The organism is Nitrospirillum guanabarense, assembly GCF_034653355.1.
Classification (GTDB): Bacteria; Pseudomonadota; Alphaproteobacteria; order Azospirillales; family Azospirillaceae; genus Nitrospirillum.
In genome coordinates, this window is sequence record NZ_JAYEER010000003.1 from 1,828,113 (window position 1) to 1,851,378 (window position 23,266).

Genomic DNA, 23,266 nt, shown 5'->3' on the forward strand with positions numbered 1-23,266 from the left:
GCGACTTACCGGGCGCGGACGGAGCGTTGGAATTCCGCCGGGGTGCGGCCGTAAGCCTGGCGGAAGGCGGCGCTGAAATGGCTGTGGCTGGAAAAGCCCAAGTCCATGCTGAGTGTGGTGATGTCGTCGTATTCGCCCAGCAGATCCAGCGCCCGGGCCAGACGCAGGCGCAATTGATAGCGGTAGAGAGGCACCGCCTCCACCTGCTGGAACACCTGGGTGAGGTAGACGGGGGAGACGCCCACCTCGCCCGCGATCTCCGCCAGGGTCCAGCGGCGGGTGAGGTCGCCGCTGAGCGCCAGCTTGGCCCGGTTCGCCAGTTTCCGATGGCCGACGCTGGCCTGAGGCGCGTGCGACGTCCGCTCCCCCAGCGCCCGGCGGATCAGTGTCAGGGTCAGCGCCTCCGCCTCCAGCGTCTCGGCGGCACCCTGGGCCAGGCTGTGGCGCAGCAGGGCGGCCAGCACCTGGGCACGCGGGTCGATGCGCAGGCGCTGATGGCGGAAGGCCAGGTCGCCCTGGTCGCGCACATGCTCGCGCGGGGCCAGTTCCTGCAGCAACGCCTCGTCCGCGGTGATGGACAGGCAGGCGTCGCCGCCCGTCACCGGATGGCTGACGCTGTATTCGTCACCCCTGTTGAAAAACAGCACCTGGTTGGCCTCGGCCACCGCTTGGTCTTGGCCCAAATGGCGGACATAGATGCCGCGATAGGGAAAGACCAGGGTGGTGGCGCTGGCGCATTCCTCCGCGCTGCGATGCCGGCACGTGCCGGTGCAGGCCACGTCGCGGATGCGCGCCGTGTCCGTGTCCAGCAGCGCCTGTACCGTCAGTTCCGTCATGACCCGCGGCCTTGGTTTCTTAAGCCGCGAGGATAACAGAAGCGGCTCAGCGCCGCGACAGCAGGTGAAACCGGCCCATCAGCACCGTGACCGCCACGATGCTGGCCACCAGGATGCCCTGGAAGATACCCATGATGCCATGCCCCAGGTGGAAGGCCGCATAGGCCGCCGTGGGGATCATGACGCCGTAATAGCTGAAGAAATGCAGGGCGGTGGGTATCCAGCTGTCACCTTGGCCGCGCAGGGCACTGGCCATGACCGTCTGGCCGCCGTCCGCCACCACGATCCAGGCCATGAAGGCGATGGCGGGCACCAGCACGCGGATGAGGTCGGGATCGCTGGCGTAGAGGGTGGCGATGCCCTCCGGCACCGACGACAGCACCACGCCGACGACGACCATGATCAGGGCTGTCAGGGCCAGGCCCGTCCACCCGGCCAGCGTCGCCTCCCGCCGGTTGCTGGCACCATGTGCCTGCCCCACCTGCACCGCGGTGGCCGAGGCCAGGCCCAAGGCCGCCATGAAGATGAGGGCCAGCAGGTTCAGCCCCACGGCGTAGGCGCCCAGCCCCAGGGCGCCCAGCCAGCCGGCGAAGATGCCCATAGTGCCGAAGGCGGTGGATTCAGCACCCTGGCTGAGGCCGGCGGCATAGCCCAGGTGCCGGTGCCGCCGTCCCTCCCGCCATTCCAGGAAGGAACCGCGCACGCCGTAGTGGGCGTGGTCGCGCATGGTCCAGACGTACAGGATCAGGCCCAGCGCCGTCAGCCAGCGTATGGTGGTGGTGGCGATGGCGGACCCCACCGTCCCCAGCGCCGGCATGCCGAAATGGCCGAACACCAGGGTGTAATCCAGGGTGAAGTTCAACAGGTTGGCCACGATCATGGAAACCATGGCCGGGAATGGCCGCTTGATGCCCTCCAGGAAGAAGGAGGTGCTGATCTGCAGGACCGCCGCCGGCATGCCCAGGCCCAGGATGGCGATGACGGGTGCCGCCCCATGGGCGATGACCGGTTCCTGCCCGGTGAGGAGGAAGAAGGCCTCGCCGAACTGGCAGCCGAGGGCGACGACGCCGCCGATCAGCAGGGCGTAGGGCAGCGAGCGGCGCCAGACGGCGCCGGCGTCGCGCGGACGCCCAGCCCCTACCGCCTGCGCCACCAGGATGATGGTGCCCATCATCAGGCCGACCACGGTGGCGAAGGCTGTGCCCACCGGGGTGCCGCCCAGGCTGAAGTAGGCCAGTTCCTCCGCGCTGTGGCGGCCGACCATGGCGGTATCGACCGTCTGCATGAACAGCTGGCCGATGCGGGTCAGCATCAGGGGCGTGGCCAGCAGCACCAGGTCGCGGGCATGGACCAGGATGCGGGGCAGCAGACGCTCGTCGGGGGCCTGGGGCGGCAAGCCGGGGCAGGCCTTTTCCACCGCTGCCTCATCCAGGGGCGGCAGGGGCGTCACCGCCGCCGACAGTTCCGGCGGCACGGGGATCTCGGACTGGGCCATGACGGGCGTGCTCTGGCGGCGTTATCGTTGCCCCGACGACCGTCCGGGCGTCCCCCTTGCCTACCGCGCCGGGCGCGCCATCGCAACCCGCGAGCGGCGCACGGCTGGTGGGCGTCCGGCTTGCGATGCCCCGGCGGCCCGTCAGAAGCTGCCCGTCACCCGCACCCAGGCACGGGTGTGGCGGCGCAATCCATCACTGTCGGTCCCCGCGATGCGGCCGGCATTGTCGCCCACCACGTGGGCCAGGGTGGCGTCGATCATCAGGCCGCCCACCGGCCGCCAATTGACGGCGACGCCGATACCCTGCAGGCCATAGTCGTTGGGTAGGTCCGTGCCCCGGTTCCAGTCCCGCCAGGGGCTGACGAATTGGCGGATCCAGCCGCCATCCCAGAAGGCCGCAAGGCGCAGGCCGTCCACGGGTTGCCAGCGCAACTCCAGGGAGCCCAAAGCCCCCTCGGCCCCCTGCCCCTCATTCACCGGATAGGCGCGGATGGCGTCGGGGCCGCCCAGGGCCAAGCGTTCGGAGCTGTCGAGGTTGCCGCTGGCCCACTGGCCGGCCAGCCTCGCCACCAGTTCCACCCCCTTGCCCAGGGGCTGGGCGTGGCTGACGCTCATGGCCAGCTTGGCGTAACCGCCCTTGGTGCGGGCGGTGGCGTCGTCGACCGCCTGGTTTTCCGGCACGCCACCCAGGTCGACATCGCCGGCGGTCAGGGCCAGATCAACCTGGTCGTCACCGTTCCAGCCGTCGCGCGCCACTCCGCTGACACCCAGGGTGGCGGCGTCGATGACGCTGATGCCGGTGACCACCGCCGCGGTGCGGTTCACCAGGCGGCGGTGCTCATAGGTCAGGCGGCCGTCCACGGCCGCCTCCGCCGTCCGCCACAGCGGCAGGGTGGCGGTGGCCCCACCGGTGGCGCCCCAGCCATCGGGCGTGCCGGCGTTGAAGTCATGGGCGACGCGATAGTCGAAGGCGCTGCCGTTGATGCCCAGGCGCAGCCCGGAATAGCCCACGGGCAGGATAGCGGCCAGGCGGCCATAGTTGGTGCCCAGGCTGCGCACGCCGGTCAGGATGGTCTGGTCGCCGATGCCGGCCAGATCGTTGGCCGACAGCACGGCGACGCCGCGCCAGCCGCCGCTGGCCCGTTGCGCCTGGTTGTCCACGACGGCGACGCCCCTGAACAGCGGCCCCTCGGTCAGTTTCAGGCGGATGTCGGTCTGATCGGCGACCTGCCCCGCCTCCGCTGTCGCGGTGACCGCGAGGCCCGGCAGGGCGTCCAGGGCGGCGACACCATCCTCCAGCGCGTCCAGGCGCAGGGCCTCGCCGGCGGCCTGCCGGTCCAGCAGATAACCCGCGGCGATGCCGGCATCCAGACGGGTCTCGCTGCTGGGGTCGACCACCACCCGGCCCAGCCGGCTTTCCTGCACGGCGATGGTGACGACGCCGTCGCGAATTTCCTGCCGGGGCAGGTAAGCGCGGGCGAGATAGCCGCGCTGGCGGTAATAGGCGCCGATGGCGCCCGCCGCTGACTGAAGTTCCGCCAGCGTCAGGTCACGGTCGCGGAAAGGTGCCAGCACGGCCTGCAGCTCCGCCTCCGGGAACAACGTCGCCGTGACATGGAAGGCGGTGACGTGGATGGTGGGCCCTTGGGCCGGCCGCTCCGTGGGCGGGGCTTCCGGCACCACCGGGCGCAGGGGCGCCGGCGGCGCGGTCAGGCGCGGGGTGGTCCGTTCGGTGTCGCGCAGGATACTGCCCGCATCCGGTGTCTGGGGCGTTTGCTGGGCCGACGCCGGGCCAGGAGCCAGGGCCAGGACGGCAAGCGTCGCGGCGGACCATGCTGGAAACGAGAGCGGCATCCGAGACCAGCCTGTAGGCCTGTTCCTGCACCAACAGGTTGCATCCTACTGCAGTAGCGGACCCGCCGCATCGGCGCGATAGCGCCGCTACAGAATGGTCACGGGAGCCCTTTTAAGACATTCAGCCGGTGAAGCGCGCCGTCAGGGGAAGCGCCGGTCCTTGGTGGTGGGGGACTTGCGGTGGACCTTGGGGCCGGGCGGCGACTGGAAGCGCTTGAATTCCGCCCGCCGGACGCGGCGGCGGATGTCCTGCACGAACGCCAGCGGCTCGCCCAGCTTTTCCGCGATCTCGGCGTCGGTCTGGCGTTCCTTGGCGTCCTCCATCTCCCACAGCACGGCGTCCAGGCGGGGATAGGGCGGCAGGCTGTCCGTGTCGCGCTGGTTGTGCTTCAGCTCGGCGCTGGGCTCCACATCGATGACGGCGCGCAGGGCGGCCTGGGCCTTGGCGTCATAGGCCTCCAGCGGCTTGCCGAAGGCTCCTTCCCAGATGCGGGCGAACAGCGGGTCCGGGTTTTGCGCCTGGGCCAGGCGCATCTCCAGGATGGGGAAGACGTCGATGGCCTTGTACAGATCCTTCAGCGGGTTGAAGGCGCCACGCATGTCGCCATAGAGCGTGCCGTATCCCATCAGGATCTCGCTCTTGTTGCTGGTGCCCAGGATGGCGCGGCGGCCATGGTCGTTGGAGATGGCGGACAGGGTGTTGCCCCGGATCTGCGCCTGCAGGTTCTCATCCGCCAGGCTGCCCATATCGCGGCCGAAGGCGTTGCGGAACTTGGCCAGGCCGGCCTCGTACTCCGTGGTGATGGGCAGGCTGATGGCACTGAAGCCGCCGCCCACGCCGGCGGCGAAGTCCGCCGCCCGGGTGTTGGAGCCCGAGCTGGTGTAGGGCGATGGCATCATGACGGCGTTGACCTTGGCCGGCCCGAACACGTCGGCCGCCAGTGCCGCCACCAGGGTGGAATTGGCCCCGCCCGACAGGCCGAAGACCACATCCTGGAAGCCGTTCTTCTCGATATAGTCACGCAAGCCCAAGCCGACGACCAAGTAGCGCTCCTGCGGGTCGGTCAACTGCACTGGCGCGCGGGTCTCTGTCAGGCGGAAGCCCCGTCCCTCATCCGCGAGGGGGACGGTGACACCCCCCTCCGCGCCGATCTCCATCTCATGGATGGCGCCGGCCGGATCCATGATGGCGGAGCAGCCTTCCCACACCAGTTCATCATTGCCGCCCACCTGGTTGACGTAGACCAGGGGCAGGCCCGTCTCCTGGATACGCTGGGCGAACAGGCGGCGACGGAAATTGCCCTTGGCGATGGCGTAGGGGCTGGCGTTGAGGGAAACGATGACCTCCGCGCCCATCTCCCTCAGGTCATGGGTGACATCGTCGAACCAGATGTCCTCACAGATGCAGAAGCCCAGGGTGACGGCGCCGCCGGCCGCCTGGAACCGCAGCACGCCCATTTCGGCATCGGCGCCCGTCTGTTCCCCCGCGCCTCGAACCAGCGCACGTCGTCGAAGACGTCATAGTTGGGCAGATGGGTCTTGAACTGGCTCAGCACCGCGCGGCCCCGGTCGAACACCACCAGGCCGTTGCCCATCTTGCGGCCCTGCACCTTGCCGCGTAGAGGGGTGCCCACGGCGATGGCGGTGCCGGTCTGCTCAGACAGCAGGCGGTACTGCTCCGTCCAGTGGACGATGGCCCGCTGGTAGTCCGCCTCCAGCAGGTAGTCGCCGGCGGCGTAATTGGCCACGGCGCACTCCGGCAGGGCATGCAGGTCCGCATCGGGCTGGCCCAGGATGCTGGCCTTGGTCCGCTCGAAATTCCCCCGGAAATCGCCCGTGGTGTAGTTCATCTGGTGCAGGGCGACCTTCAGCGTACGCATGCTTCCATCTCTCGATACCGACACGGAGCGCCCAAAGATCATCAAGGCGCGGCTGTCACCCTAGCATCAGTCGGGTTGTCGCCTGCAATCCTCCGAATTAGAAGGTGGCCATACCGAAAGGCTGACCTCACGGAGCCGGCACGTTGAACCTGCTCAGCATGTACGCGCCGCCCGCATCGTCTCCCCAACGCCTATCTTCATTGGAAGAGGGATTTTCAAACTTTGAACCCCGATAGACTATGAGGTGACGCTTTCGATAAGCATCATCCCCTGTCCGGTCTGCTTTATCATGTCGGGTAGGGCGGAGAAAAATGCGGTTACCCTGTGAAAGATAGCGAGCCTGCTTCGCCGTGATATGACGACGTTGAAATTCAGTGTGCGTGGGATTGAAGAAGCCCGCCGCTTTTTTCTTGATTCCCTCAAACCACTCCTTGACGTCGTCCCGGGGACAGGAGCATTCGGTATTTTGTGGACTTCTGAGTAAGAAAATCTCACCACAATTAAGCCAGAAGAAATACTTTCCTTTTACTTTTATCCAGCGACCCAGCTTATTTCCACCATTCCAATCGTCGCAGGCATTCATAAAATCAATTCGCCCCTGTCGGTCCTTTGGAGAAACAAAAAACTGCCGCCCATGGCACGTGAAATCCCCACATTGATTGCTATACAACTCAACAAGTTTTGCCTTTTCTTCGGCATCGGACGGCTCTCCGACCTCCCAGAGCACACGCGCTTTCTTTTTGGAAATACCGGCGATTTCTCCTTTTATATTTTCGAACTGGTCGGAAGATAATGTCCACCCAGGGAAGGCAATTAAGTCGGCACAATCCCCATATTTAGTCACTATTTCCACAAAATATTGATCGGCATTGCCGCTCCATCCAGGGCCGGGACTTGTCATAATAATATCCAATTCAGTCACTTCCAAACCAACCTCCATTTCATAAAAAAAATCAAAATATTTTCACCTGCTTACTATGCTATCAGGGAACCATTGCCCCCTTTCGGACATTTAAGCAGCAGAGGAATCACTCCAAAAGATAGAGGGAAAGATGCCACAACACCACCATCCCCCTACCAATCAAGCAGCGCCCCAGCCCGATCATCGCAGCCCGGCGGATAGGAAGCGCGACGTGGGGGAGGCCAGCGACACCCGGCGCCTCAAGGACGAATGGGCCATGACCGGGTACGCCGCGACCAAGAAACCGGGCGGGCCGGGGCCGGAGCATGCCTCGCCACCCCAGGAAGGGGGCTCCCGCGCCGCCCCGAGCGGCAAAGGCGACTGGGACGCCGGCGGCAGCGGCCAGCGCGGCCCGCAGGGCGACCGGTCGGAAAGCACGGCGGGCACGGCAACCAAGGCCAACAGCAGCCGCGGGCGGGGCAGCACCTCCTGACAGGGCCTCCACATTGATGTGGCCGCACCGTTGTCATCACCAGAAATTCCGTGCCAATCTGCGAGTATGCACGGGAGACTGGTATGGCGTTGCTCGATGACCTGAAAAACGCGATCGCAACCAAGCGGGCGATCATCATGGCGGGTGCGGGCACCACCATCGCGGCCGTGGGGCCGGGCGTCAAACATGCCAGTTGGACCGGCCTGATCGAACACGGCCTGCATCGGGCGCACGAGTTGCGCCGTATCGACCAAGGCACGCTCGATCTGGACTTGGCGGCCCTCAAGCTCAGCAATATGCAGAAACTGCTGTCCGCCGCCGAGACCGTCGCGGATAGCCTGGGACAACGCATCAGCGACGGCGAATTCACCTCATGGCTGCGGTCCGCCGTGGGAGAGCTGACGGTTATCAACAAATCCGTGCCGACAGCGTTGGCCCGCCTGCACGGTCATGGCGTCATGATCGCCACCACCAACTACGACTCGATACTGTGTGAGGCCTGCGAGGTCGACCCTGTCATGCTGGCGAGGGCAAATGATTGCCTGCGGCTGTTTCAGGGAGAGGACAAGGGCATCCTGCATCTGCACGGCCATTGGCGGCAGCCTGAAAGCGTCGTGCTGGGTGACCGACGCTATTGGGAAACGGCCCAATCCCCGTTCCAGCAATTCCTGCAACAGGGGCTGGCCGCCAGCGCCTCCCTGGTTTTCGTCGGCTGCGGCGGTACCCTGGACGATCCCAACATCGGCCCCCTGCTGGATTGGATCGACACCGTGCTGCTGGGGGCTGAGCATCGGCATTACCTGCTGTGCCGCGAGAGTGAGATTAACGGTTGGCGGGCGAAGGGCTGGAAACGCATCGTGCCGCTGTCCTTCGGCCCCGACCACGGTGACCTGCCCGTTTTCCTTGAAGGATTACTGCCGGCCGGCGTAGCGGTTCCGCCCACCGGCGCGGCGACCGCCCCGTCCCCGGTGATCGCCACCGTACCCCGTCCCGTCGACAATTTCGTGGGACGAGACCGAGAGGTGGAAACGGTGGTGGCCGCCCTGCTGAACGGCGCCCCTGTCGCCATCCTGGGCCATGGCGGCATTGGCAAGACAGGCCTGACCCAGCATGTGGGTCATGACCCCCGCATCACCGCGGCATTCCGCCGTCGGGTTTTCGTGCGCCTGGAGGCAGCCACCACCGGCGCCGACATGGCGCTGAAGATCGCCAGCGCCCTGGGCTTGGAGGCCGGGCCCCAACCCCTGGAACGCGCTGTGGCGGCCTTGAGGCAACAGCCGACCTTGCTGATCCTGGACAACGCCGAAACCCCCTGGGCCCCTGACCCCGATGGCGTGCGGCAGGTTCTGGCGGAGTGTGGCGCCGCCGCGCGAATCCTGCTGTCCATCCGGGGCCGGCAATGTCCCCAGGGACTGGCTTGGGTTCGCCTGGAGCTTGACGGTCTGTGCGGAGACGAAGCCCGTCGCTTGTTCTTGGGCCTGGCCGGTCACCATCTGGCAACGGATCCCCTGTTGCCCCAGATCGTCGACGTGGCCGATGGCGTTCCCCTGGCCATCCGGCTGCTGGCGGCGCAGGCGGATGGCCTGGCCGACCTGCGCGACCTATGGACCCGCTGGCAGGCCGAACGCGCGGCCCTGCTGCGGCAGGGCCGCGCCGACAACCGGGAAACGGACTTCGCCACCTCGGTATCCCTCAGCCTGGACAGCACCCGTCTGACGCCGGAGGGCCGCCGGCTGCTGGGCCTGCTGGGGTGGCTGCCGGATGGTCTGGCGCGTCCCCTGCGTGATCATCTGCTGGGGCGACACGCGGCGGCGTCCGCCGCGACCAACCTAATTCAACTGGCCCTGGCCCGGGAGGAAAAGGATAGGTTACGCCTGTTGGTACCGGTTAGGGAGGTAGTGAGGGCAACGGTGCAGCCAACGGCGACGGACAACGACGCTCTGGCGAAGACCATGATCGCCCTGGCCAATCTGGGGCATCAAGTAGGGAGGCAGGATGGCCAGGCCGCCGCCGTGCGAATCACGCTAGAATTCCAAAACATCAACAGCGTCCTGGAGGCATGCCTGAAGGACACGGCCTGTCAGCCGGTCATTGACGCGGTGGTGGCTTTAGCCAAGTTCCAGTCTTTATCAGGTGCCGGCACCACGAAGTTGCTGGAGGAGGCCGCAGCCAGGACTGAAGCGCTGGATGACACCCTACGCCGGGCGAACTGCATCATAAGCCTGGGGGACATCGCTTTAAAGCGCTCCGACCACAACGCGGCTCGTGCCCGCTTTGAGGACGCCCTGCCGCTGTACCAAAAGGTCGGGGACGTGCTGGGTGAAGCCAACTGCATCAAGAGCCTGGGGGATATCGCCCTGGCACGCTCCGACCACGATGCGGCCCGTGCCCGCTATGAGAAAGCCCTGCCGCTATACCAAAAGCTCGGTGCCGTGCGCGGCGAAGCCAACTGCATCAGGAGCCTGGGGGACATCGCCTTAAGACGCTCCGACCACGACGCGGCCCGTGCCCACTATGAGAAAGCCCTGCCGCTATACCAAAAGCTCGGTGCCGTGCTGGGTGAAGCCAACTGCATCAAGAGCCTGGGGAACATCGCCTTAAGGCGCTCCGACTACGACACGGCCCGTGCCCGCTATGAGAAAGCCCTGCCGCTGTACCAAAAGGTCGGTGCCGTGCGCGGCGAAGCCAATTGCATCAAAGGCCTGGGGGACATCGCCCTGGCACGCTCCGACCACGACGCGGCCCGCGCCCGCTATGAGAGAGCCCTGCCGCCGTACCGAAAGGTCGGGAACGTACGGGGCGAAGCCAACTGCATCAAAGGCCTGGGGGACATCGCCTTAAGATGCTCCGACCACGACGCGGCCCGCGCCCGCTTTGAGGACGCCCTGCCACTGTACCAAAAGGTCGGGGACGTGCTGGGCGAAGCAAACTGCATCAAGAGCCTGGGGGCTATCGCCCTGGCACGCTCCGACCACGACGCGGCTCGTGCCCGCTTTGAGAGAGCCCTGCCGCTGTACCAAAAGGTCGGGAACATGCTGGGCGAAGCAAACTGCATCAAGAGCCTGGGAGACATCGCCCTGGCACGCTCCGACCACGACGCGGCCCGTATCGGCTATGAGAAAGCTCTGCCGCTTTACCAAAAGGTCGGGAACGTGCTGGGCGAAGCAAACTGCATCAAGAGTTTGGGGGAAATTTTCGAGCGGGAAAACCGTCCGGGAAACGCCCGCGAGAATTACCAACAAGCGTTGGACTTGTATGGGCGCATTCCGGAACCCTACTCCATGGGTTGGACGTCGCTGCTCCTGTCCCACGTTGCCGAAACAGAGAACCAGCGGCGGAACCATCTGATGGCGGCGCGCATGGCGTGGGAGGGACTGGGGGATTGGGGGCGGCAACTGATCGCCGAACACCTGGAAGCAGACGCGTAGACCAAGGAAACGCCGGAAAACCAAGGGCGCGTCCCGGCCTCAGGACCCGCCCCTGTTCAATGCCCGCTGGTCAGAACGGGATTTCGTCGTCCAGGTCGTCGGCCGGCTTGCCGCCACCGCCGCCGAAGCCGCCGCGCGAACCGCCGCCGGAGGAGGAACCACCCCCACCGTAGCCACCGCCACCGCCGGACGAACCGCCGCCGTAGCTGGAGCCGCCACCGCCGAAGTCGCCACCCAACTCGTAGCCGCCGCCACCGCCGCCGCCGTCACGGCCTTCCAGCATGGTCAGCTCCCCCCGGAAGGGACGCAGCACCACCTCGGTCGTGTACTTCTCCTGGCCGGACTGGTCGGTCCACTTGCGGGTTTCCAGCTGGCCCTCGATGTAGACCTTGGACCCCTTCTTCAGGAAGCGCTCGGCCACGCCGATCAGCGCCTCATTGAAGATCACCACCTGGTGCCACTGGGTGCGTTCCTGCCGCTCCCCACTGTTGCGGTCCTTCCACGTTTCAGAGGTGGCGATGCGCAGGTTGCACACCTTGCCGCCGTTCTGCATGGACCTGACCTCGGGCTCCTTGCCCAGGTTGCCGATGAGGATGACTTTGTTGACGCTGCCAGCCATGTCCGATCCGTCCTGAATCCAAATGAGGGCGAAAAACGCCCCGCCGTTGATGGGGAGAGCCTACACCGCCGCCCGCGTTCAACGCCACAGCGATGGTGGTCAAGGCCCCCGGCATACCCAAAATATCGATCAGGACGCCCTTTCGGGGCACCCTGGCCCCCGTCACGAAATCGTCCGTAAGGGAGTAAATCCTGCTGTCGCCTTTTGACACAGGCATCCCCATATTAAGGCGCTGTCGCCGGCTGGCCGGTGGGAGGGCGCCCTACCGGCGTAATCCCCCTTGCCAGCGCCTGCCCCGATCGATTATTCAGAACATACCATGAACAAATATATCAGCGTCCGCGGCGCGCGGGAACACAATCTGAAGAACGTCGACGTGGATTTGCCGCGCGACAAGCTGGTGGTCATCACCGGGCTGTCGGGGTCGGGCAAATCCTCGCTGGCCTTCGACACCATCTACGCCGAAGGCCAGCGGCGTTACGTGGAAAGCCTGTCGGCCTACGCGCGCCAGTTCCTGGAGCTGATGCAGAAGCCGGACATGGACAGCATCGAGGGACTGTCCCCCGCCATCTCCATCGAGCAGAAGACGACCAGCCGCAATCCCCGCTCCACCGTCGGCACGGTGACGGAGATTTACGACTACATGCGCCTGCTCTACGCGCGGGTCGGCATCCCCTATTCCCCCGCCACGGGCCTGCCCATCGAAAGCCAGACGGTCAGCCAGATGGTGGACCGCATCATGGCCATGCCGGAGGGCACGCGCCTTTATCTGCTGGCCCCCGTCGTGCGCGGCCGCAAGGGTGAGTACAAAAAGGAGCTTCAGGAACTGCGCAAGCGCGGCTTCCAGCGCGTGAAGATCAACGGCGAGATGATGGAGATCGACGAGGCGCCGGCGCTGGACAAGAAGCTGAAGCACGACATCGAGGTGGTGGTCGACCGCATCGTCGTGAAGGAAGGCCTGGGCAACCGCCTGGCGGACTCGATCGAGACGGCGCTGGAACTGGCCGACGGCCTGGTGTTCGCGGAGAACGCGGACGGGGGCGAGCGCACCGTCTTCTCCGCCAAATTCGCCTGCCCGGTCAGCGGCTTCACGATTGAAGAGATCGAGCCGCGGCTGTTCTCCTTCAACAACCCCTTCGGCGCCTGCCCGGCCTGCGACGGCCTGGGCCAGAAGCTGTATTTCGATCCCGAGCTGGTGGTGCCGGACACGCGCCTGTCGCTGAAGGACGGCGCCATCGCCCCCTGGGCGGGCTCCACCTCCCAGTACTACGCCCAAACCCTGGAAAGCCTGGCGCGGCACCACAACGCGCGCATGGACACGCCGTGGAGCGACCTGCCGGAGGATTTGAAGAACCTCATCCTGTTCGGCTCCGGCGGCAAGCCGGTGACCCTGCGCTATGACGACGGCCTGCGCTCCTACGAGACCAACAAGGCCTTTGAGGGCGTGGTGCGCAACCTGGAGCGCCGCTGGAAGGAGACGGAAAGCAACTTCATGCGGGAGGAGCTTTCCAAGTACCAGTCGGCCCAGCCCTGCGAGGCCTGCGGCGGCGCCCGCCTGAAGCCCGAGGCCCTGGCCGTCAAGATCAACGGCCTGAACGTGGCCGAGGTCAGCCGCATGTCCATCCAGGAGGCCGGCGCCTGGTTCATGGGCCTGGACGCCCACCTGACCCAGAAGCAGAAGGACATCGCCGGACGCATCCTGAAAGAGATCAACGAGCGGCTGGGCTTCCTGAACAACGTCGGCCTGGAATACCTGGCCATGGATCGCGCCTCCGGCACCCTGTCGGGCGGCGAGAGCCAACGCATCCGCCTGGCGTCCCAGATCGGCAGCGGCCTGACGGGCGTGCTCTATGTGCTGGACGAGCCCTCCATCGGCCTGCACCAGCGCGACAACGACCGCCTGCTGGCCACGCTGAAGCGCCTGCGGGACCTGGGCAACACCGTGCTGGTGGTGGAGCATGACGAGGACGCCATCCGCACCGCCGACTATCTGGTCGACATGGGGCCGGGCGCCGGTGTCCATGGCGGCACCGTGGTGGCCGCCGGCACCCCGGCGGAGGTCATGGCCAACCCGGCCAGCGTCACCGGCGACTACCTGACCGGCCGGCGGCGCATCGCCCTGCCGGACCGCCGCCGCGCCGGCCACAAGGGCCAGTTCCTGGAGGTCATCGGCGCGCGCTCCAACAACCTGAAGGACGTGCATGCCCGCATCCCCCTGGGCACCTTCACCTGCGTCACCGGCGTGTCGGGCGGCGGCAAGTCCACCTTGATCGTCGAGACGCTGTACAAGGCCCTGGCCAAGCGCCTGAACGGCGCGCGCGAGCATCCGGGCGCGCATGACGACATCCTGGGCTTGCAGCATCTCGACAAGATCATCGACATCGACCAGTCGCCCATCGGCCGCACGCCGCGGTCCAACCCCGCGACCTACACCGGCGCCTTCACGCCCATCCGCGACTGGTTCGCCGGGTTGCCGGAGGCCAAGGCCCGGGGCTACGGCGCCGGCCGCTTCAGCTTCAACGTCAAGGGCGGCCGGTGCGAGGCCTGCCAGGGCGACGGCGTCATCAAGATCGAGATGCACTTCCTGCCCGACGTCTATGTCACCTGCGACGTTTGCCACGGCAAGCGCTACAACCGCGAGACGTTGGAGGTCCTGTACAAGGACAAGAGCATCGCCGATGTGCTGGACATGACGGTGGAAGAGGCCGCCGGCTTCTTCCAGGCCGTTCCCGCCATCCGTGACCGCATGGAAACCTTGAATGAGGTCGGCCTGGGCTACATCCACGTCGGCCAGGCGGCGACGACCCTGTCGGGCGGTGAGGCCCAGCGCGTGAAGCTGGCCAAGGAACTGTCGCGCCGGGCCACCGGCCGCACCCTGTACATCCTGGACGAGCCCACCACCGGCCTGCACTTCGAAGATGTGCGCAAGCTGTTGGAGGTGTTGCACGCCCTGGTGGACCAGGGCAATACCGTGCTGGTGATCGAGCATAACCTGGAGGTCATCAAGACCGCCGACTGGATCATCGACATGGGGCCCGAGGGCGGCGCCGGCGGCGGCCGCATCGTGGCCGAAGGCACGCCGGAGCATGTGGCCACCGTGGCGGCGAGCCACACCGGCCACTACCTGAAGCCCTACCTGTCGGAGGTGGCGCCGGCGGTGGAGGCCGTGGCGCCCAAGAAGCGCAGGGCCAAGGGGGCATGACGCCCGTCGTCCTCATCCCCGGCCTGCTGTGCACGGCCGAGGTGTTCGCCCCGCAGGTGGCGGCGCTATGGCCCCATGGCCCCGTCACCGTGGCCAACACGCTGACGGGCGAGACGATGGCGGAGATGGCGGCCGTCATCCTGGCGGATGCTCCACCCCACTTCGCCCTGGCCGGCCTCTCCATGGGTGGCTACATCGCCCTGGAGATCATGCGCCAGGCGCCGGAACGGGTGGTGAGGCTGGCACTGATCAGCACCCAGGCCCTGCCCGACACACCGGAGCAGTCGGATCAGCGCCGGGCCTTCGTGGCCCTGGCGCGCAAGGCCAAGTTCGCCGCCGTGCTGCGCCAGGCGATGGCCACCATCCTGCACCCCGATCGCCGGAATGATGAGGAATTGGAGGCGGTGAACCTGCGCATGGGCCTGACGGTCGGGGTGGACGGGCTGGCGCGCCAGACGACGGCCATCATCGGTCGCCCGGACTCCCGCGCCATCCTGCCGACCATCCGCGTGCCCACCCTGGTTCTGGTGGGCGACAGCGATCCCCTGATGCCGCCGGACCGGTCCCGCGACATGGCCGCCGCCATTCCCGATTCCCGGTTGGTGATCGTGCCCCAATGCGGCCACGCCGCCACCCTGGAACAGCCGGCGGCGGTGAACCAGGCGCTGGTGGCGTGGATCGGCGGTTGAGGCCGGAGGGGCGTCAATCCTACAACAAGGTCGCTTTTGATAGCGACGCGAACGTCCGGTCGAATGTCATCAGCGTGTCGGCGCGCGCCGCATCGGTTTCGGCCAAGATGACACCATCGGCGAAATCCCCGCCTTGGCTCAACAGCAGGAGCCCGGTCTCCAGGGCGGGCCGGTTTACCTGGACACTCCTGGCGTCGGTCACCGTCCGTAGGGCCGTCGCGATTTCCTGATCGCCATACCGATAAAGCCTTTTCAGAACCCACGCCGTCTCGCACAAGACCTGCAGAGGGATGATCAGCGTTTCAGCATCCTCGATGACCACCGCCGCTTTTTGGGCCTGTGCCTCATCGTCCCAGGTCAGATAACGGACCAGCACGTTGGTGTCGATGGCAACCCTCATCCCTTGACGGCGCAGGCGGCCTCGGCCTCGATCGCCTCCTGCATCTCTTGCAGGGATATCACCCGCTGCCCTGGCCGCCGGAGCATGCCGCGGGCACGGACAATGCTGGGACGTGCCGCGGCGGGCTGGAGTTCAACACGCCCATCAGGCAAGAAAACGACGCCGACCTTTTGGCCCGGGCGGAGCCCAAGGTGGTCAAGCACAGCCTGTTTCAGCGTGACTTGGCCCTTGGCGGTGATGGTCAGTTCCAATGTCATGGCAGACATCATTAGTAAGGCTATGGTTACCTTACAATAGTCCCTCAATTGACTTTGACAAGGGGCCAAGCCCCTACCACCGCAGCGCCATGCGCCCCGCCACCGCCCCCACCGCCGCCATGATGGCGATGGCGGCGCTGTACCACAGCAGCACGAAGGTGCCGGCGTCGTTTTCGCAGGCCAGGGCGTAGGCCATGGCGCCCAGGGCGCCGGCCAGGCCGCCGGCCATGGCGGCGGCCCGCGCGGGCTCCGTGGGGGCGCCGTGGCGCAGCAGCAGGATCAGGGCGGCCAGCGCCGGCAGGGAGGCCGCGATGATGATGCCCATGCACGTCACCACGGAATAGGTGTGCAAGCCCAAGTAGGACAGGCCGGAGCGGTCGGTGGCCGCCCTGAAGGTCATGATCAGGAAGCCGGGCAGCAGGGGCGCCAGGCGCGGCAGCCCCCGCCCAGGCGCCGCCGAGCGCAGTACCAGCCAGGCGCCGGCCAGAGCCAACGCGCCGGTGCCAGCCACTTTGAACAGGAAGGGCGCCTGCATGGCCGCCGTGCCGATGTCCGGCCGCACGCCGGCCAAAGCCAGGACCACGGCGATGGCCAGGGCCAAGGCCAGGGTCACCACCAGGGCCAGCACCGTGGAAAACGCCTCCATGCGCAGGCCGGAGCGCCCCCCCGCCTGCTCCGCCATCCGCGCGATAAGGGTCTCGGTCGAGCGGGTCATGGCGTTTTCTTTCCTGTGCGCGCGTCCGGGGGGCCGTCCGGCGGATCGGCGGCGTTCCACAGGGCCTTCAGCGCCCGGTGGAACAGCACGCGGACGGAGCCCTCGCTGAGGTTCAACCGCCGGGCCGTCGCCTGGGGCGACAGGCCGTCCATGGCCAGGGCCCGCACCACGCCCTGTTGCCCGGCGGGGAGCTGGGCGATGTGGCGATCCACGTCAACCAGCGTCCGTTCCTGTTCCTCCTCCGGCGCCGCCAGGGCGTCCGCCAGATCATCGATGGTGAGGTCGGTGGTGCTGAGCGCCTCTCGCCGCAGCTTGCGCGCCGCGTCCAGGAATTTGTAGCGCGCGATGCCGTGCAGCCAGGGCATCAGGGGCCGCCCGGGGTCCCAGGTGTGCCGCTTGGTATGCAGGCCGATCAGGATTTCCTGCACGATGTCTTCCGTTTCCGCCGTGCCCAGACCGAAGCGGCCCAGGCGGTTGTGGACCACGCGCCGGAACAGTGTCGCCGCCTCGGCCAGGAAGCGATGGTAGGCGGCGGCGTCGCCGCGCCGTTCCGCGCGCATCGCCTCCGCCCACCGACTTTCCAACGGGTCCATATCCATCCTTCGCCGGGGGCGGCCGGGTTGTTACAGGGCGGCGAAAAAAGATTTCAAAAAAAATTTGCCCGCGCTGTTACGCCCCGGGCCGGGCCGCCGAAGACAGGAATGAGGCCCAACGCCTCGTCCCCTGATCGACCCCATGCTAGGAAATCCATCATGTTCCGCAAGCTGTCCTTTGTTGCCGCCCTGGCCCTGACCGCGGCCACCGTCGCCCTGCCCGCCACCGCCCAATCCACGCGGACCGCGCCGGCCGCCCATAACGTCGTCCTGGTGCACGGCGCCTGGGCCGACGGGTCCAGTTGGAACGAGGTCATCAAGATCCTGCAGGCCAAGGGCCTGCACGTCACCGCCGTGCAGAACCCGCTGACCTCGCTGGCGGACTCCGACGCCGCCACCCGTGCCGTCCTGGCGCTGCAGGACGGCCCCACCGTGCTGGTGGCCCATTCCTGGGGCGGCACGGTGATCAGCGATGTCGGCACCGATCCGAAGGTGACGGCGCTGGTCTATGTCGCCGCGCGCGCGCCGGACGCCAACGAGGACTTCGTCGCCCTGTCGGCCAAGTTCCCCACCATGCCCGTGCGGGCGGAGGTGCAGAACCATGACGGCATGACCGTCATCTCGGAAAAAGGCTTCCTGGATTACTTCGCCAACGGCGTGGCCCCGGCGCAGGCCAAGGCGCTGTACGCCGAACAGGGCCCGACGGCGGCCAGCATCTTCGCCGGCCGCACCACCGCCGCCGCCTGGCATGACAAGCCCAGCTACTATGCCGTGTCCAAGCAGGACCTGACCATCTCTCCCGACCTGGAGCGTTTCCTGGCCAAGCGCATGAACGCCACCACCATCGAGGTCGACGGCGGCCACCTGACCCTGGTGTCGCACGCGCAGGAAATCGCTGGCTTGATCCTCAAGGCGGCGGGTCAGTCCTGAAGGACAATGCCTCGCAGGCTAGCGGCTGTGATGCCCCGGCGCGTCCGGCCGCTTCCTCGGGGATTCTCGCTCGTCCTCCCGCTTGTCCACGGCGGGCGTGCCTTTGGGCTGCGGCGCCTCATGCGGGATGGGCGGGAAGATGTCGGGCGTGGGGGAGCGCGCCTCTTCGATGGCCTCCACCACCTCTTCCAGGATGATGTTGCCCAGGATGCTGCCGGTATCGGCGTCCTTGTCCGTCTTCTTGCTCATCACCATTCCTCCTCAAGGGGACAATCCTTGAAATAAGGATAGGCGCCCTGAGGTTCAAACGGGCTGAGCTGGGTCAGCCTTCCTTCTTTTTCCCCGCCCGATCCGGGGTTCCGTCCCCGCCAGCAGACGGCGGATGTTGGCGTGGTGGCGAATCCACACCAGCACGGCGATGGCAAGCGCCAGGGCCGCCTCCGCCCCGCCGGCGCCGAAATCGGCGGTATCCGGCCACACCGCCGGCAGGAACCACGCGACCAGCGGCGCCAAGGCCAGGGCCACCAGGGCGGAAAGGGAGGAGATGCGGAACAGGACGGCCATCAGCAACCAGGTCATGCAGGCGATGACGCCCACCGGCCAGCAGGTGGCCAGCAGCACGCCCAGGGCGGTCGCAACCCCCTTGCCGCCCTTGAAGCCCAGCCACACCGGGAAGGTGTGGCCCAGCATGGCGCCCCCGCCGGCCACCAGGGCAGCCAAGTGCGGTGCGTCAGGCGACGGCAGGAAGCTCATGGCCAGGCAGTGGGCGATGCCCACGGCAATGGCGCCCTTGCCGCTGTCCAGCACCAGGGTGGCGGCGGCCAAGGGCTTGTTGCCCGTGCGCAGAACGTTGGTGGCGCCGATGTTGCCGGAGCCGATCTTGCGGATGTCGCCATAGCCGCCGAGATAGGCCAGCACCAGGCCGAAGGGGATGGAGCCCAGCAGGTAGCCGCCGGCCAGCGTCAGCAGCAGGGGCATCAGGGGCAGCGCCGCCGTGTCCATGGACGTCAGGCCGCCAGCTGGAAGACGGTGCGGCCATCCACCAGGGTGCGCAGCACGCGGCCCTGCACCGGGTGCTTGTCGAAGCAGCTGTTCTTCGACTTGCTGTGCAACGCCTCGGCATCCACGCGCCAGGGCCGCTCGGCATCGAAGATGACCAGGTCGGCGGCGGCACCGGTGCGCAGGCGGCCCAGATTCAGGCCCAGCACGGCGGCCGGCTTGATCGTGACGGTGGCCAGGGCGTCCAGCAGGCTCAAGTGCCCCTTGTGCACCAGATCCAGCGTCAGGGGCAGCAGCGTCTCCAGGCCCACCGAACCGAAAGCCGCCTGGGCGAAGGGCACGCGCTTGGCGTCCTGGTTCCAGGGCAGATGGTCGCTGGTGATGCAGTCGATGGTGCCGTCGGCCAGCCCTTCCACGATCGCCTGGCGGTCGTCCTCGGTGCGCAGCGGTGGCGACAGCTTGAAGAAGGTGCGGTAGTCGCCGACGTCCCGCTCGGTCAGGGTGAAGTACGGCGGGGCGGTGTCGCAGGTGACCTTCAGGCCCTTGCGCTTTGCGGCGCGGATGACGGCCACGGACTCGGCGGTGGAGATGTCGGCGGCGTGGTAGCGGCCGCCCGTGGCCTCCACCAGGCGCAAATCACGCTCCAGCATGATGACCTCGGCCACGGCGGGAATGCCGGACAGGCCCAGCCGGGTGGCGATCTCCCCGGAATTCATGGCGCCGGTCGCCAGGCGCGGTTCCTGCGGATGCTGCAAGATGGGGCGGCCCCAGATGCTGGCGTAGGCCAGGGCGCGCTGCATGACCAGGGCGTCGGCCACGGCCTTGCCGCCGTCGGTGAAGCCCACGGCGCCGGCCTCGGCCAGCAGGCCCATCTCGGTCAGTTCCTTGCCGCCCAGGTCGCGGGTGACGCCGGCGTAGGCGAAGACCTTGACCAGCTTCACCTCACGGGCGCGCCGGGCGATGAACTCCAGGCCCGCCACGTCGTCGATGACGGGGTCGGTGTCGGGCAGGCAGGCCAGGGCGGTGACGCCGCCGGCCGCCGCCGCCTGGCTGGCGGTCTTCAGGGTCTCGTTATCCTCATGCCCCGGTTCCCCCACCTGGGCGCGCAGGTCGACCAGGCCGGGGGCGACGCAGGCCCCCTCCGCATCGATGACCTCGATGCCTTCCGGCACGCCGTCCCGGAACAGGCCGGGGCCGTGGTCGGCGATTTTGCCGCCGTCGATCAGCAGGGAACCGCGCTGGTCCAGGCGGCTGTCCGGATCCAGCAGGCGGGCGTTCAGGATGGCGGTGCGGGCGTGTGTGGCCATGGAGATGGTCCCGGGAGAGCGAGAGGCGTTGAGGCGGGGCGGGAACGTGTCGGCGCGTCAGGACGGATCGTTGCGGCCGTGGCGGGTCAACAGATCCAGGCAGGCCATGCGCACGGCCACGCCCAGTTCGACCTGTTGCAGGATGACGCTGCGGTTGATGTCGTCGGCCACCAGGCTGTCGATCTCCACCCCGCGGTTCATGGGGCCCGGGTGCATGATCAGGGCGTCCGGCTTGGCCGCCGCCAGCTTCTCGTAATCCAAACCGAAGAAGCGGTAGTACTCCCGCACGGAGGGCACGAACTGGCCCTGCATGCGCTCCAGCTGCAGGCGCAGCATCATGACGATGTCGGCATCCTTCAGGCCGGTGGCCATGTCGTGATGCACCTCCACGCTCAGTTCGCCGATGGCGCGGGGCAGCAGGGTGGGCGGCGCCACCACGCGCACGCGGGCACCCATGATGTTCAGGAGCTGGATGTTGGAGCGGGCGACGCGGCTGTGCAGGATGTCGCCGCAGATGGTGACGGTCAGGCCGTCCAGGCGCCCCTTGTTGCGGCGGATGGTCAGCGCGTCCAGCAGGGCCTGGGTCGGATGCTCGTGCGCGCCGTCGCCGCCGGAAATGACGGCGCAGTTGACCTTGTCGGCCAGCAGCTTCACCGCCCCCGACTCCGGATGGCGCACCACCAGCACGTCCAGGTGCATGGCGTTCAGGGTGGTGGCGGTGTCCAGCAGGGTTTCGCCCTTCTTCACGCTGGAGCCGTCGACCGACATGTTGATGGCGTCGCCCCCCAGCCGCTTGGCCGCCAGTTCGAAACTGGTGCGGGTGCGGGTGGAGTTCTCGAAGAACAGGTTCACCACCGTCTTGCCGCGCAGCACGTCCGACTTCTTGTTGGGGCTGCGGTTCTGTTCGACGTAGGTGTCGGCCAGATCCAGGATGGTGTTGATCTGGGCCTGGCTCAGGCCTTCGATGCCAAGCAGATGCCGGTGCGGAAAGCGCATGGGATCCCGTGGGGGTCAGAGGGGAACGGATACGCCCCCCGTACGGGTGGCGCCGCCGTATCGGGGCCGGACTATGGCCCCGCCGCCGCCCACAGGCAAGAACGGGATGGCTGCCCGGCGACCGACGCGGGGCCGCCCCCACGCGGTTGCCCGGTCGCGGTCCTCAACCCTCAGCGGGATCAACCATATGGGGCCGCACTTCCCTCACGGAAAATGATGAATTGTGACGAATAGTTATATTGGATTTGATGCAATTACTGCAAGTCACACTAAAAATGGAGAAAACATGCCGCCCGCTCGCCCCTCCTGCCGAGTTAGTACTTTACTAGTACTCAATTGGATTTATGCTGATTGACGGAACTGGGGTGGCAGCCCCCGTGCCGCCCTTCCCATCGGCCGTCCAACCGGGTGACGGACCGCATTACGGCTTTCAGGACGACCATATGCCGCTTGCAGTCCAAGATGCGCCGCCAGGCGCCGACCCCATGGCCCCACCGCCGCCCTCATCCCTGCCCCGTCCCATGCCCCTGCGTCCGCCGCCCTTGGAGACGCCCCGGGCGGACGGCATTTCCCACACGGCGGCCGACCGCCCGGTGCGCGACACCGCCGCCTGGTCGGATGAGACCGATGCCCTGCACCTGCTGCCGCTGCACCTGCTGCCCTTGACCGTCAGCGGTCTGAAGCGCGCGCGCCTGGTGAAGACGGCGCGGCTGGAAACGATGGTGGAACTCTTCCGCGACGCCCGCGCCGGCACCGGCCTGATCCAAATCGAGGGTCTGGGGCGGGAGTTCGCGGCCGACAAGATGTCGCTGGAGCGCGACATGGCCCTGCTGCTGAAGCTGGGCGCCGTGGCGTCTTTCGATGTCTATTCCCTGCGCATCGAGCTGCGCGCCCTGGGCATCGCGGTCGATGAGCACCAGCATTTGGTGCTGTCGCCGGAAAAGCAGGAAGAGCTGACCCAGTACATGCAGGGCTTCACCCGCCCCCTGCTGCGCCGCGTCTATGGCGAGCAGGCGGCGCGGGTTGAGAACATGGGCGACCTGACCGCCCTGCTCTCCAGCCCCGACCGGGCGGAGACCCTGGCCAACCTGCGCCACATCGCCGGGCGGCTGGGCCTGAAGCTGACCGAGATCCCGGAGTTCCTGGCGCAGTACGGCGACATCTTCCTGTCGGTCGCCTATTTCCGCAGCTGCCGTGATGGCGCCCACGCCCTGCTGGAGGAATTCGGCCGGTGGCTGGTGGACCTGAAACGGGCGCCGCTTGTGCAGACCGACAGCGCCGCCCAGCGGCTGATCACCACGGTGGACACCAGCCTGGATACCATCATGACCCAGTTGGAGGGCTGCTTCCGCAGCTTCGACCGCATGACGCGGCAGCTGTGGGACGATTTGTCGGCTGAGGGATTCCAGGCCATGCGACGCGAGATCGAGGCGCACCACACCGGCGTCGGCGCCCTGTGCTGCGGCTTGGCGGTGAAACTGGGCGGCTGGAAGCGCGCCTTCCCCACGGTGGGCCGGGGCGCGCCGGGCCAGAAGCTGGACTGGCTGCGGCAGGAAATGGTGCCAGGCCTGGCGCAATTGGTCGAAACCGGCCTCGCCGCCAACCGGCACGCGCCGGTGACCCAAGCGCGCCCGGCCTGAGGTCAGGCCGGGTCACACGCTCCCGCCGCTCC

At 67.1% G+C, this 23,266-nt stretch carries 21 protein-coding genes; 6 read left to right on the top strand and 15 right to left on the bottom strand.

What is annotated here, in order from left to right:
* Positions 1–5: 5 nt before the first annotated feature.
* From UAA55_RS17355 to UAA55_RS17380, 6 genes are all read right to left on the bottom strand, one after another.
* Positions 6–836 carry a helix-turn-helix transcriptional regulator gene (locus UAA55_RS17355; protein ID WP_322954263.1) on the bottom strand — a complete coding sequence of 277 codons (831 nt, stop codon included), beginning with the start codon at positions 834–836 and terminating at the stop codon, positions 6–8.
* Between the two features lie 46 nt (positions 837–882).
* A complete protein-coding gene (locus UAA55_RS17360) occupies positions 883–2,331 on the bottom strand; it encodes an MATE family efflux transporter (protein WP_322954264.1) in 1,449 nt (482 codons plus the stop codon).
* A 141-nt stretch (positions 2,332–2,472) separates the two neighbouring features.
* Positions 2,473–4,185, bottom strand: coding sequence for a ShlB/FhaC/HecB family hemolysin secretion/activation protein (locus UAA55_RS17365; RefSeq protein WP_322954266.1), 1,713 nt, complete (start codon positions 4,183–4,185; stop codon positions 2,473–2,475).
* A 141-nt stretch (positions 4,186–4,326) separates the two neighbouring features.
* The gene (nadE, locus tag UAA55_RS17370; RefSeq protein ID WP_322954268.1) at positions 4,327–5,643 is read right to left on the bottom strand and encodes an NAD(+) synthase; all 1,317 of its coding nucleotides are present in this window, start codon (positions 5,641–5,643) and stop codon (positions 4,327–4,329) included.
* Positions 5,547–6,065, bottom strand: coding sequence for a nitrilase-related carbon-nitrogen hydrolase (locus UAA55_RS17375; protein WP_322954270.1), 519 nt, complete (start codon positions 6,063–6,065; stop codon positions 5,547–5,549). The genes nadE and UAA55_RS17375 overlap by 97 nt, the downstream gene beginning before the upstream one ends.
* Positions 6,066–6,192: 127 nt before the next feature.
* The gene (locus UAA55_RS17380) at positions 6,193–6,993 is read right to left on the bottom strand and encodes a hypothetical protein (RefSeq protein WP_322954272.1); all 801 of its coding nucleotides are present in this window, start codon (positions 6,991–6,993) and stop codon (positions 6,193–6,195) included.
* A gap of 205 nt (positions 6,994–7,198) precedes the next feature.
* Here UAA55_RS17380 and UAA55_RS17385 point away from each other — a divergent pair, with 205 nt between their 5' ends.
* Complete coding sequence (locus UAA55_RS17385; protein WP_322954274.1) at positions 7,199–7,459, top strand: hypothetical protein; 261 nt, start codon at positions 7,199–7,201, stop codon at positions 7,457–7,459.
* An 89-nt stretch (positions 7,460–7,548) separates the two neighbouring features.
* Positions 7,549–10,887 carry a tetratricopeptide repeat protein gene (locus tag UAA55_RS17390; protein WP_322954276.1) on the top strand — a complete coding sequence of 1,113 codons (3,339 nt, stop codon included), beginning with the start codon at positions 7,549–7,551 and terminating at the stop codon, positions 10,885–10,887.
* A gap of 70 nt (positions 10,888–10,957) precedes the next feature.
* On the opposite strand, the gene ssb is transcribed toward UAA55_RS17390, so the two are convergent.
* Positions 10,958–11,506: a single-stranded DNA-binding protein gene (gene ssb, locus UAA55_RS17395; RefSeq protein WP_322954277.1), complete on the bottom strand. Its 549-nt coding sequence runs from the start codon at positions 11,504–11,506 to the stop codon at positions 10,958–10,960.
* Positions 11,507–11,825: 319 nt separating this feature from the next.
* Between ssb and uvrA the strand changes: the two genes are divergently transcribed.
* Together uvrA and UAA55_RS17405 are read left to right on the top strand one after the other, a co-directional pair.
* Entirely contained in the window at positions 11,826–14,708 is a 2,883-nt protein-coding gene (gene uvrA, locus UAA55_RS17400) for an excinuclease ABC subunit UvrA (protein WP_322954278.1), read from the top strand.
* Positions 14,705–15,397, top strand: a complete 693-nt coding sequence (locus tag UAA55_RS17405) for an alpha/beta fold hydrolase (protein WP_322954279.1) — start codon at positions 14,705–14,707, stop codon at positions 15,395–15,397. The genes uvrA and UAA55_RS17405 overlap by 4 nt, the downstream gene beginning before the upstream one ends.
* Before the next feature lie 19 nt (positions 15,398–15,416).
* Here UAA55_RS17405 and UAA55_RS17410 read toward each other — a convergent pair whose 3' ends face one another.
* From UAA55_RS17410 to UAA55_RS17425, 4 genes are all read right to left on the bottom strand, one after another.
* Complete coding sequence (locus tag UAA55_RS17410) at positions 15,417–15,797, bottom strand: type II toxin-antitoxin system VapC family toxin (RefSeq protein ID WP_322954280.1); 381 nt, start codon at positions 15,795–15,797, stop codon at positions 15,417–15,419.
* Positions 15,794–16,054, bottom strand: coding sequence for an AbrB/MazE/SpoVT family DNA-binding domain-containing protein (locus UAA55_RS17415; protein ID WP_322954282.1), 261 nt, complete (start codon positions 16,052–16,054; stop codon positions 15,794–15,796). The genes UAA55_RS17410 and UAA55_RS17415 overlap by 4 nt, the downstream gene beginning before the upstream one ends.
* A 73-nt stretch (positions 16,055–16,127) precedes the next feature.
* A complete protein-coding gene (locus UAA55_RS17420; protein WP_322954283.1) occupies positions 16,128–16,769 on the bottom strand; it encodes an NrsF family protein in 642 nt (213 codons plus the stop codon).
* The gene (locus tag UAA55_RS17425; RefSeq protein ID WP_322954284.1) at positions 16,766–17,353 is read right to left on the bottom strand and encodes a sigma-70 family RNA polymerase sigma factor; all 588 of its coding nucleotides are present in this window, start codon (positions 17,351–17,353) and stop codon (positions 16,766–16,768) included. Before UAA55_RS17425 ends, UAA55_RS17420 begins: the two co-directional genes overlap by 4 nt.
* Positions 17,354–17,521: 168 nt before the next feature.
* On the opposite strand from UAA55_RS17425, the gene UAA55_RS17430 reads away from it, so the two are divergent.
* Entirely contained in the window at positions 17,522–18,292 is a 771-nt protein-coding gene (locus UAA55_RS17430; protein ID WP_322954285.1) for an alpha/beta fold hydrolase, read from the top strand.
* Positions 18,293–18,310: 18 nt separating this feature from the next.
* Here the strand turns inward: UAA55_RS17430 and UAA55_RS17435 are convergent, their stop codons facing one another.
* From UAA55_RS17435 to UAA55_RS17450, 4 genes are read right to left on the bottom strand one after another with little or no spacing between them, the layout of a single operon-like run.
* On the bottom strand, positions 18,311–18,541 hold the full coding sequence (locus tag UAA55_RS17435; RefSeq protein ID WP_322954286.1) for a hypothetical protein: 231 nt from the start codon (positions 18,539–18,541) through the stop codon (positions 18,311–18,313).
* 54 nt (positions 18,542–18,595) lie between these two features.
* Positions 18,596–19,294, bottom strand: coding sequence for a glycerol-3-phosphate 1-O-acyltransferase PlsY (gene plsY / locus UAA55_RS17440; RefSeq protein ID WP_322954287.1), 699 nt, complete (start codon positions 19,292–19,294; stop codon positions 18,596–18,598).
* A 5-nt stretch (positions 19,295–19,299) separates the two neighbouring features.
* Positions 19,300–20,598, bottom strand: a complete 1,299-nt coding sequence (gene pyrC, locus UAA55_RS17445) for a dihydroorotase (RefSeq protein WP_322954289.1) — start codon at positions 20,596–20,598, stop codon at positions 19,300–19,302.
* Positions 20,599–20,655: 57 nt separating this feature from the next.
* Complete coding sequence (locus tag UAA55_RS17450; RefSeq protein WP_322954290.1) at positions 20,656–21,594, bottom strand: aspartate carbamoyltransferase catalytic subunit; 939 nt, start codon at positions 21,592–21,594, stop codon at positions 20,656–20,658.
* A gap of 485 nt (positions 21,595–22,079) precedes the next feature.
* On the opposite strand from UAA55_RS17450, the gene UAA55_RS17455 reads away from it, so the two are divergent.
* Complete coding sequence (locus UAA55_RS17455; RefSeq protein ID WP_322954291.1) at positions 22,080–23,234, top strand: hypothetical protein; 1,155 nt, start codon at positions 22,080–22,082, stop codon at positions 23,232–23,234.
* Positions 23,235–23,266: the final 32 nt, after the last annotated feature.

Excerpts from the sequence above, each read along its gene's own strand:
- UAA55_RS17355 (WP_322954263.1), bottom strand. The coding sequence starts at position 836 with ATGACGGAACTGACGGTACAGGCGCTGCTGGACACGGACACGGCGCGC.
- UAA55_RS17360 (WP_322954264.1), bottom strand. The coding sequence starts at position 2,331 with ATGGCCCAGTCCGAGATCCCCGTGCCGCCGGAACTGTCGGCGGCGGTG.
- UAA55_RS17365 (WP_322954266.1), bottom strand. The coding sequence starts at position 4,185 with ATGCCGCTCTCGTTTCCAGCATGGTCCGCCGCGACGCTTGCCGTCCTG.
- nadE (WP_322954268.1), bottom strand. The coding sequence starts at position 5,643 with ATGGGCGTGCTGCGGTTCCAGGCGGCCGGCGGCGCCGTCACCCTGGGC.
- UAA55_RS17375 (WP_322954270.1), bottom strand. The coding sequence starts at position 6,065 with ATGCGTACGCTGAAGGTCGCCCTGCACCAGATGAACTACACCACGGGC.
- ssb (WP_322954277.1), bottom strand. The coding sequence starts at position 11,506 with ATGGCTGGCAGCGTCAACAAAGTCATCCTCATCGGCAACCTGGGCAAG.
- uvrA (WP_322954278.1), top strand. The coding sequence starts at position 11,826 with ATGAACAAATATATCAGCGTCCGCGGCGCGCGGGAACACAATCTGAAG.
- UAA55_RS17405 (WP_322954279.1), top strand. The coding sequence starts at position 14,705 with ATGACGCCCGTCGTCCTCATCCCCGGCCTGCTGTGCACGGCCGAGGTG.
- UAA55_RS17410 (WP_322954280.1), bottom strand. The coding sequence starts at position 15,797 with ATGAGGGTTGCCATCGACACCAACGTGCTGGTCCGTTATCTGACCTGG.
- UAA55_RS17415 (WP_322954282.1), bottom strand. The coding sequence starts at position 16,054 with ATGACATTGGAACTGACCATCACCGCCAAGGGCCAAGTCACGCTGAAA.
- UAA55_RS17420 (WP_322954283.1), bottom strand. The coding sequence starts at position 16,769 with ATGACCCGCTCGACCGAGACCCTTATCGCGCGGATGGCGGAGCAGGCG.
- UAA55_RS17430 (WP_322954285.1), top strand. The coding sequence starts at position 17,522 with ATGTTCCGCAAGCTGTCCTTTGTTGCCGCCCTGGCCCTGACCGCGGCC.
- UAA55_RS17435 (WP_322954286.1), bottom strand. The coding sequence starts at position 18,541 with ATGAGCAAGAAGACGGACAAGGACGCCGATACCGGCAGCATCCTGGGC.
- plsY (WP_322954287.1), bottom strand. The coding sequence starts at position 19,294 with ATGGACACGGCGGCGCTGCCCCTGATGCCCCTGCTGCTGACGCTGGCC.
- pyrC (WP_322954289.1), bottom strand. The coding sequence starts at position 20,598 with ATGGCCACACACGCCCGCACCGCCATCCTGAACGCCCGCCTGCTGGAT.
- UAA55_RS17450 (WP_322954290.1), bottom strand. The coding sequence starts at position 21,594 with ATGCGCTTTCCGCACCGGCATCTGCTTGGCATCGAAGGCCTGAGCCAG.
- UAA55_RS17455 (WP_322954291.1), top strand. The coding sequence starts at position 22,080 with ATGGCCCCACCGCCGCCCTCATCCCTGCCCCGTCCCATGCCCCTGCGT.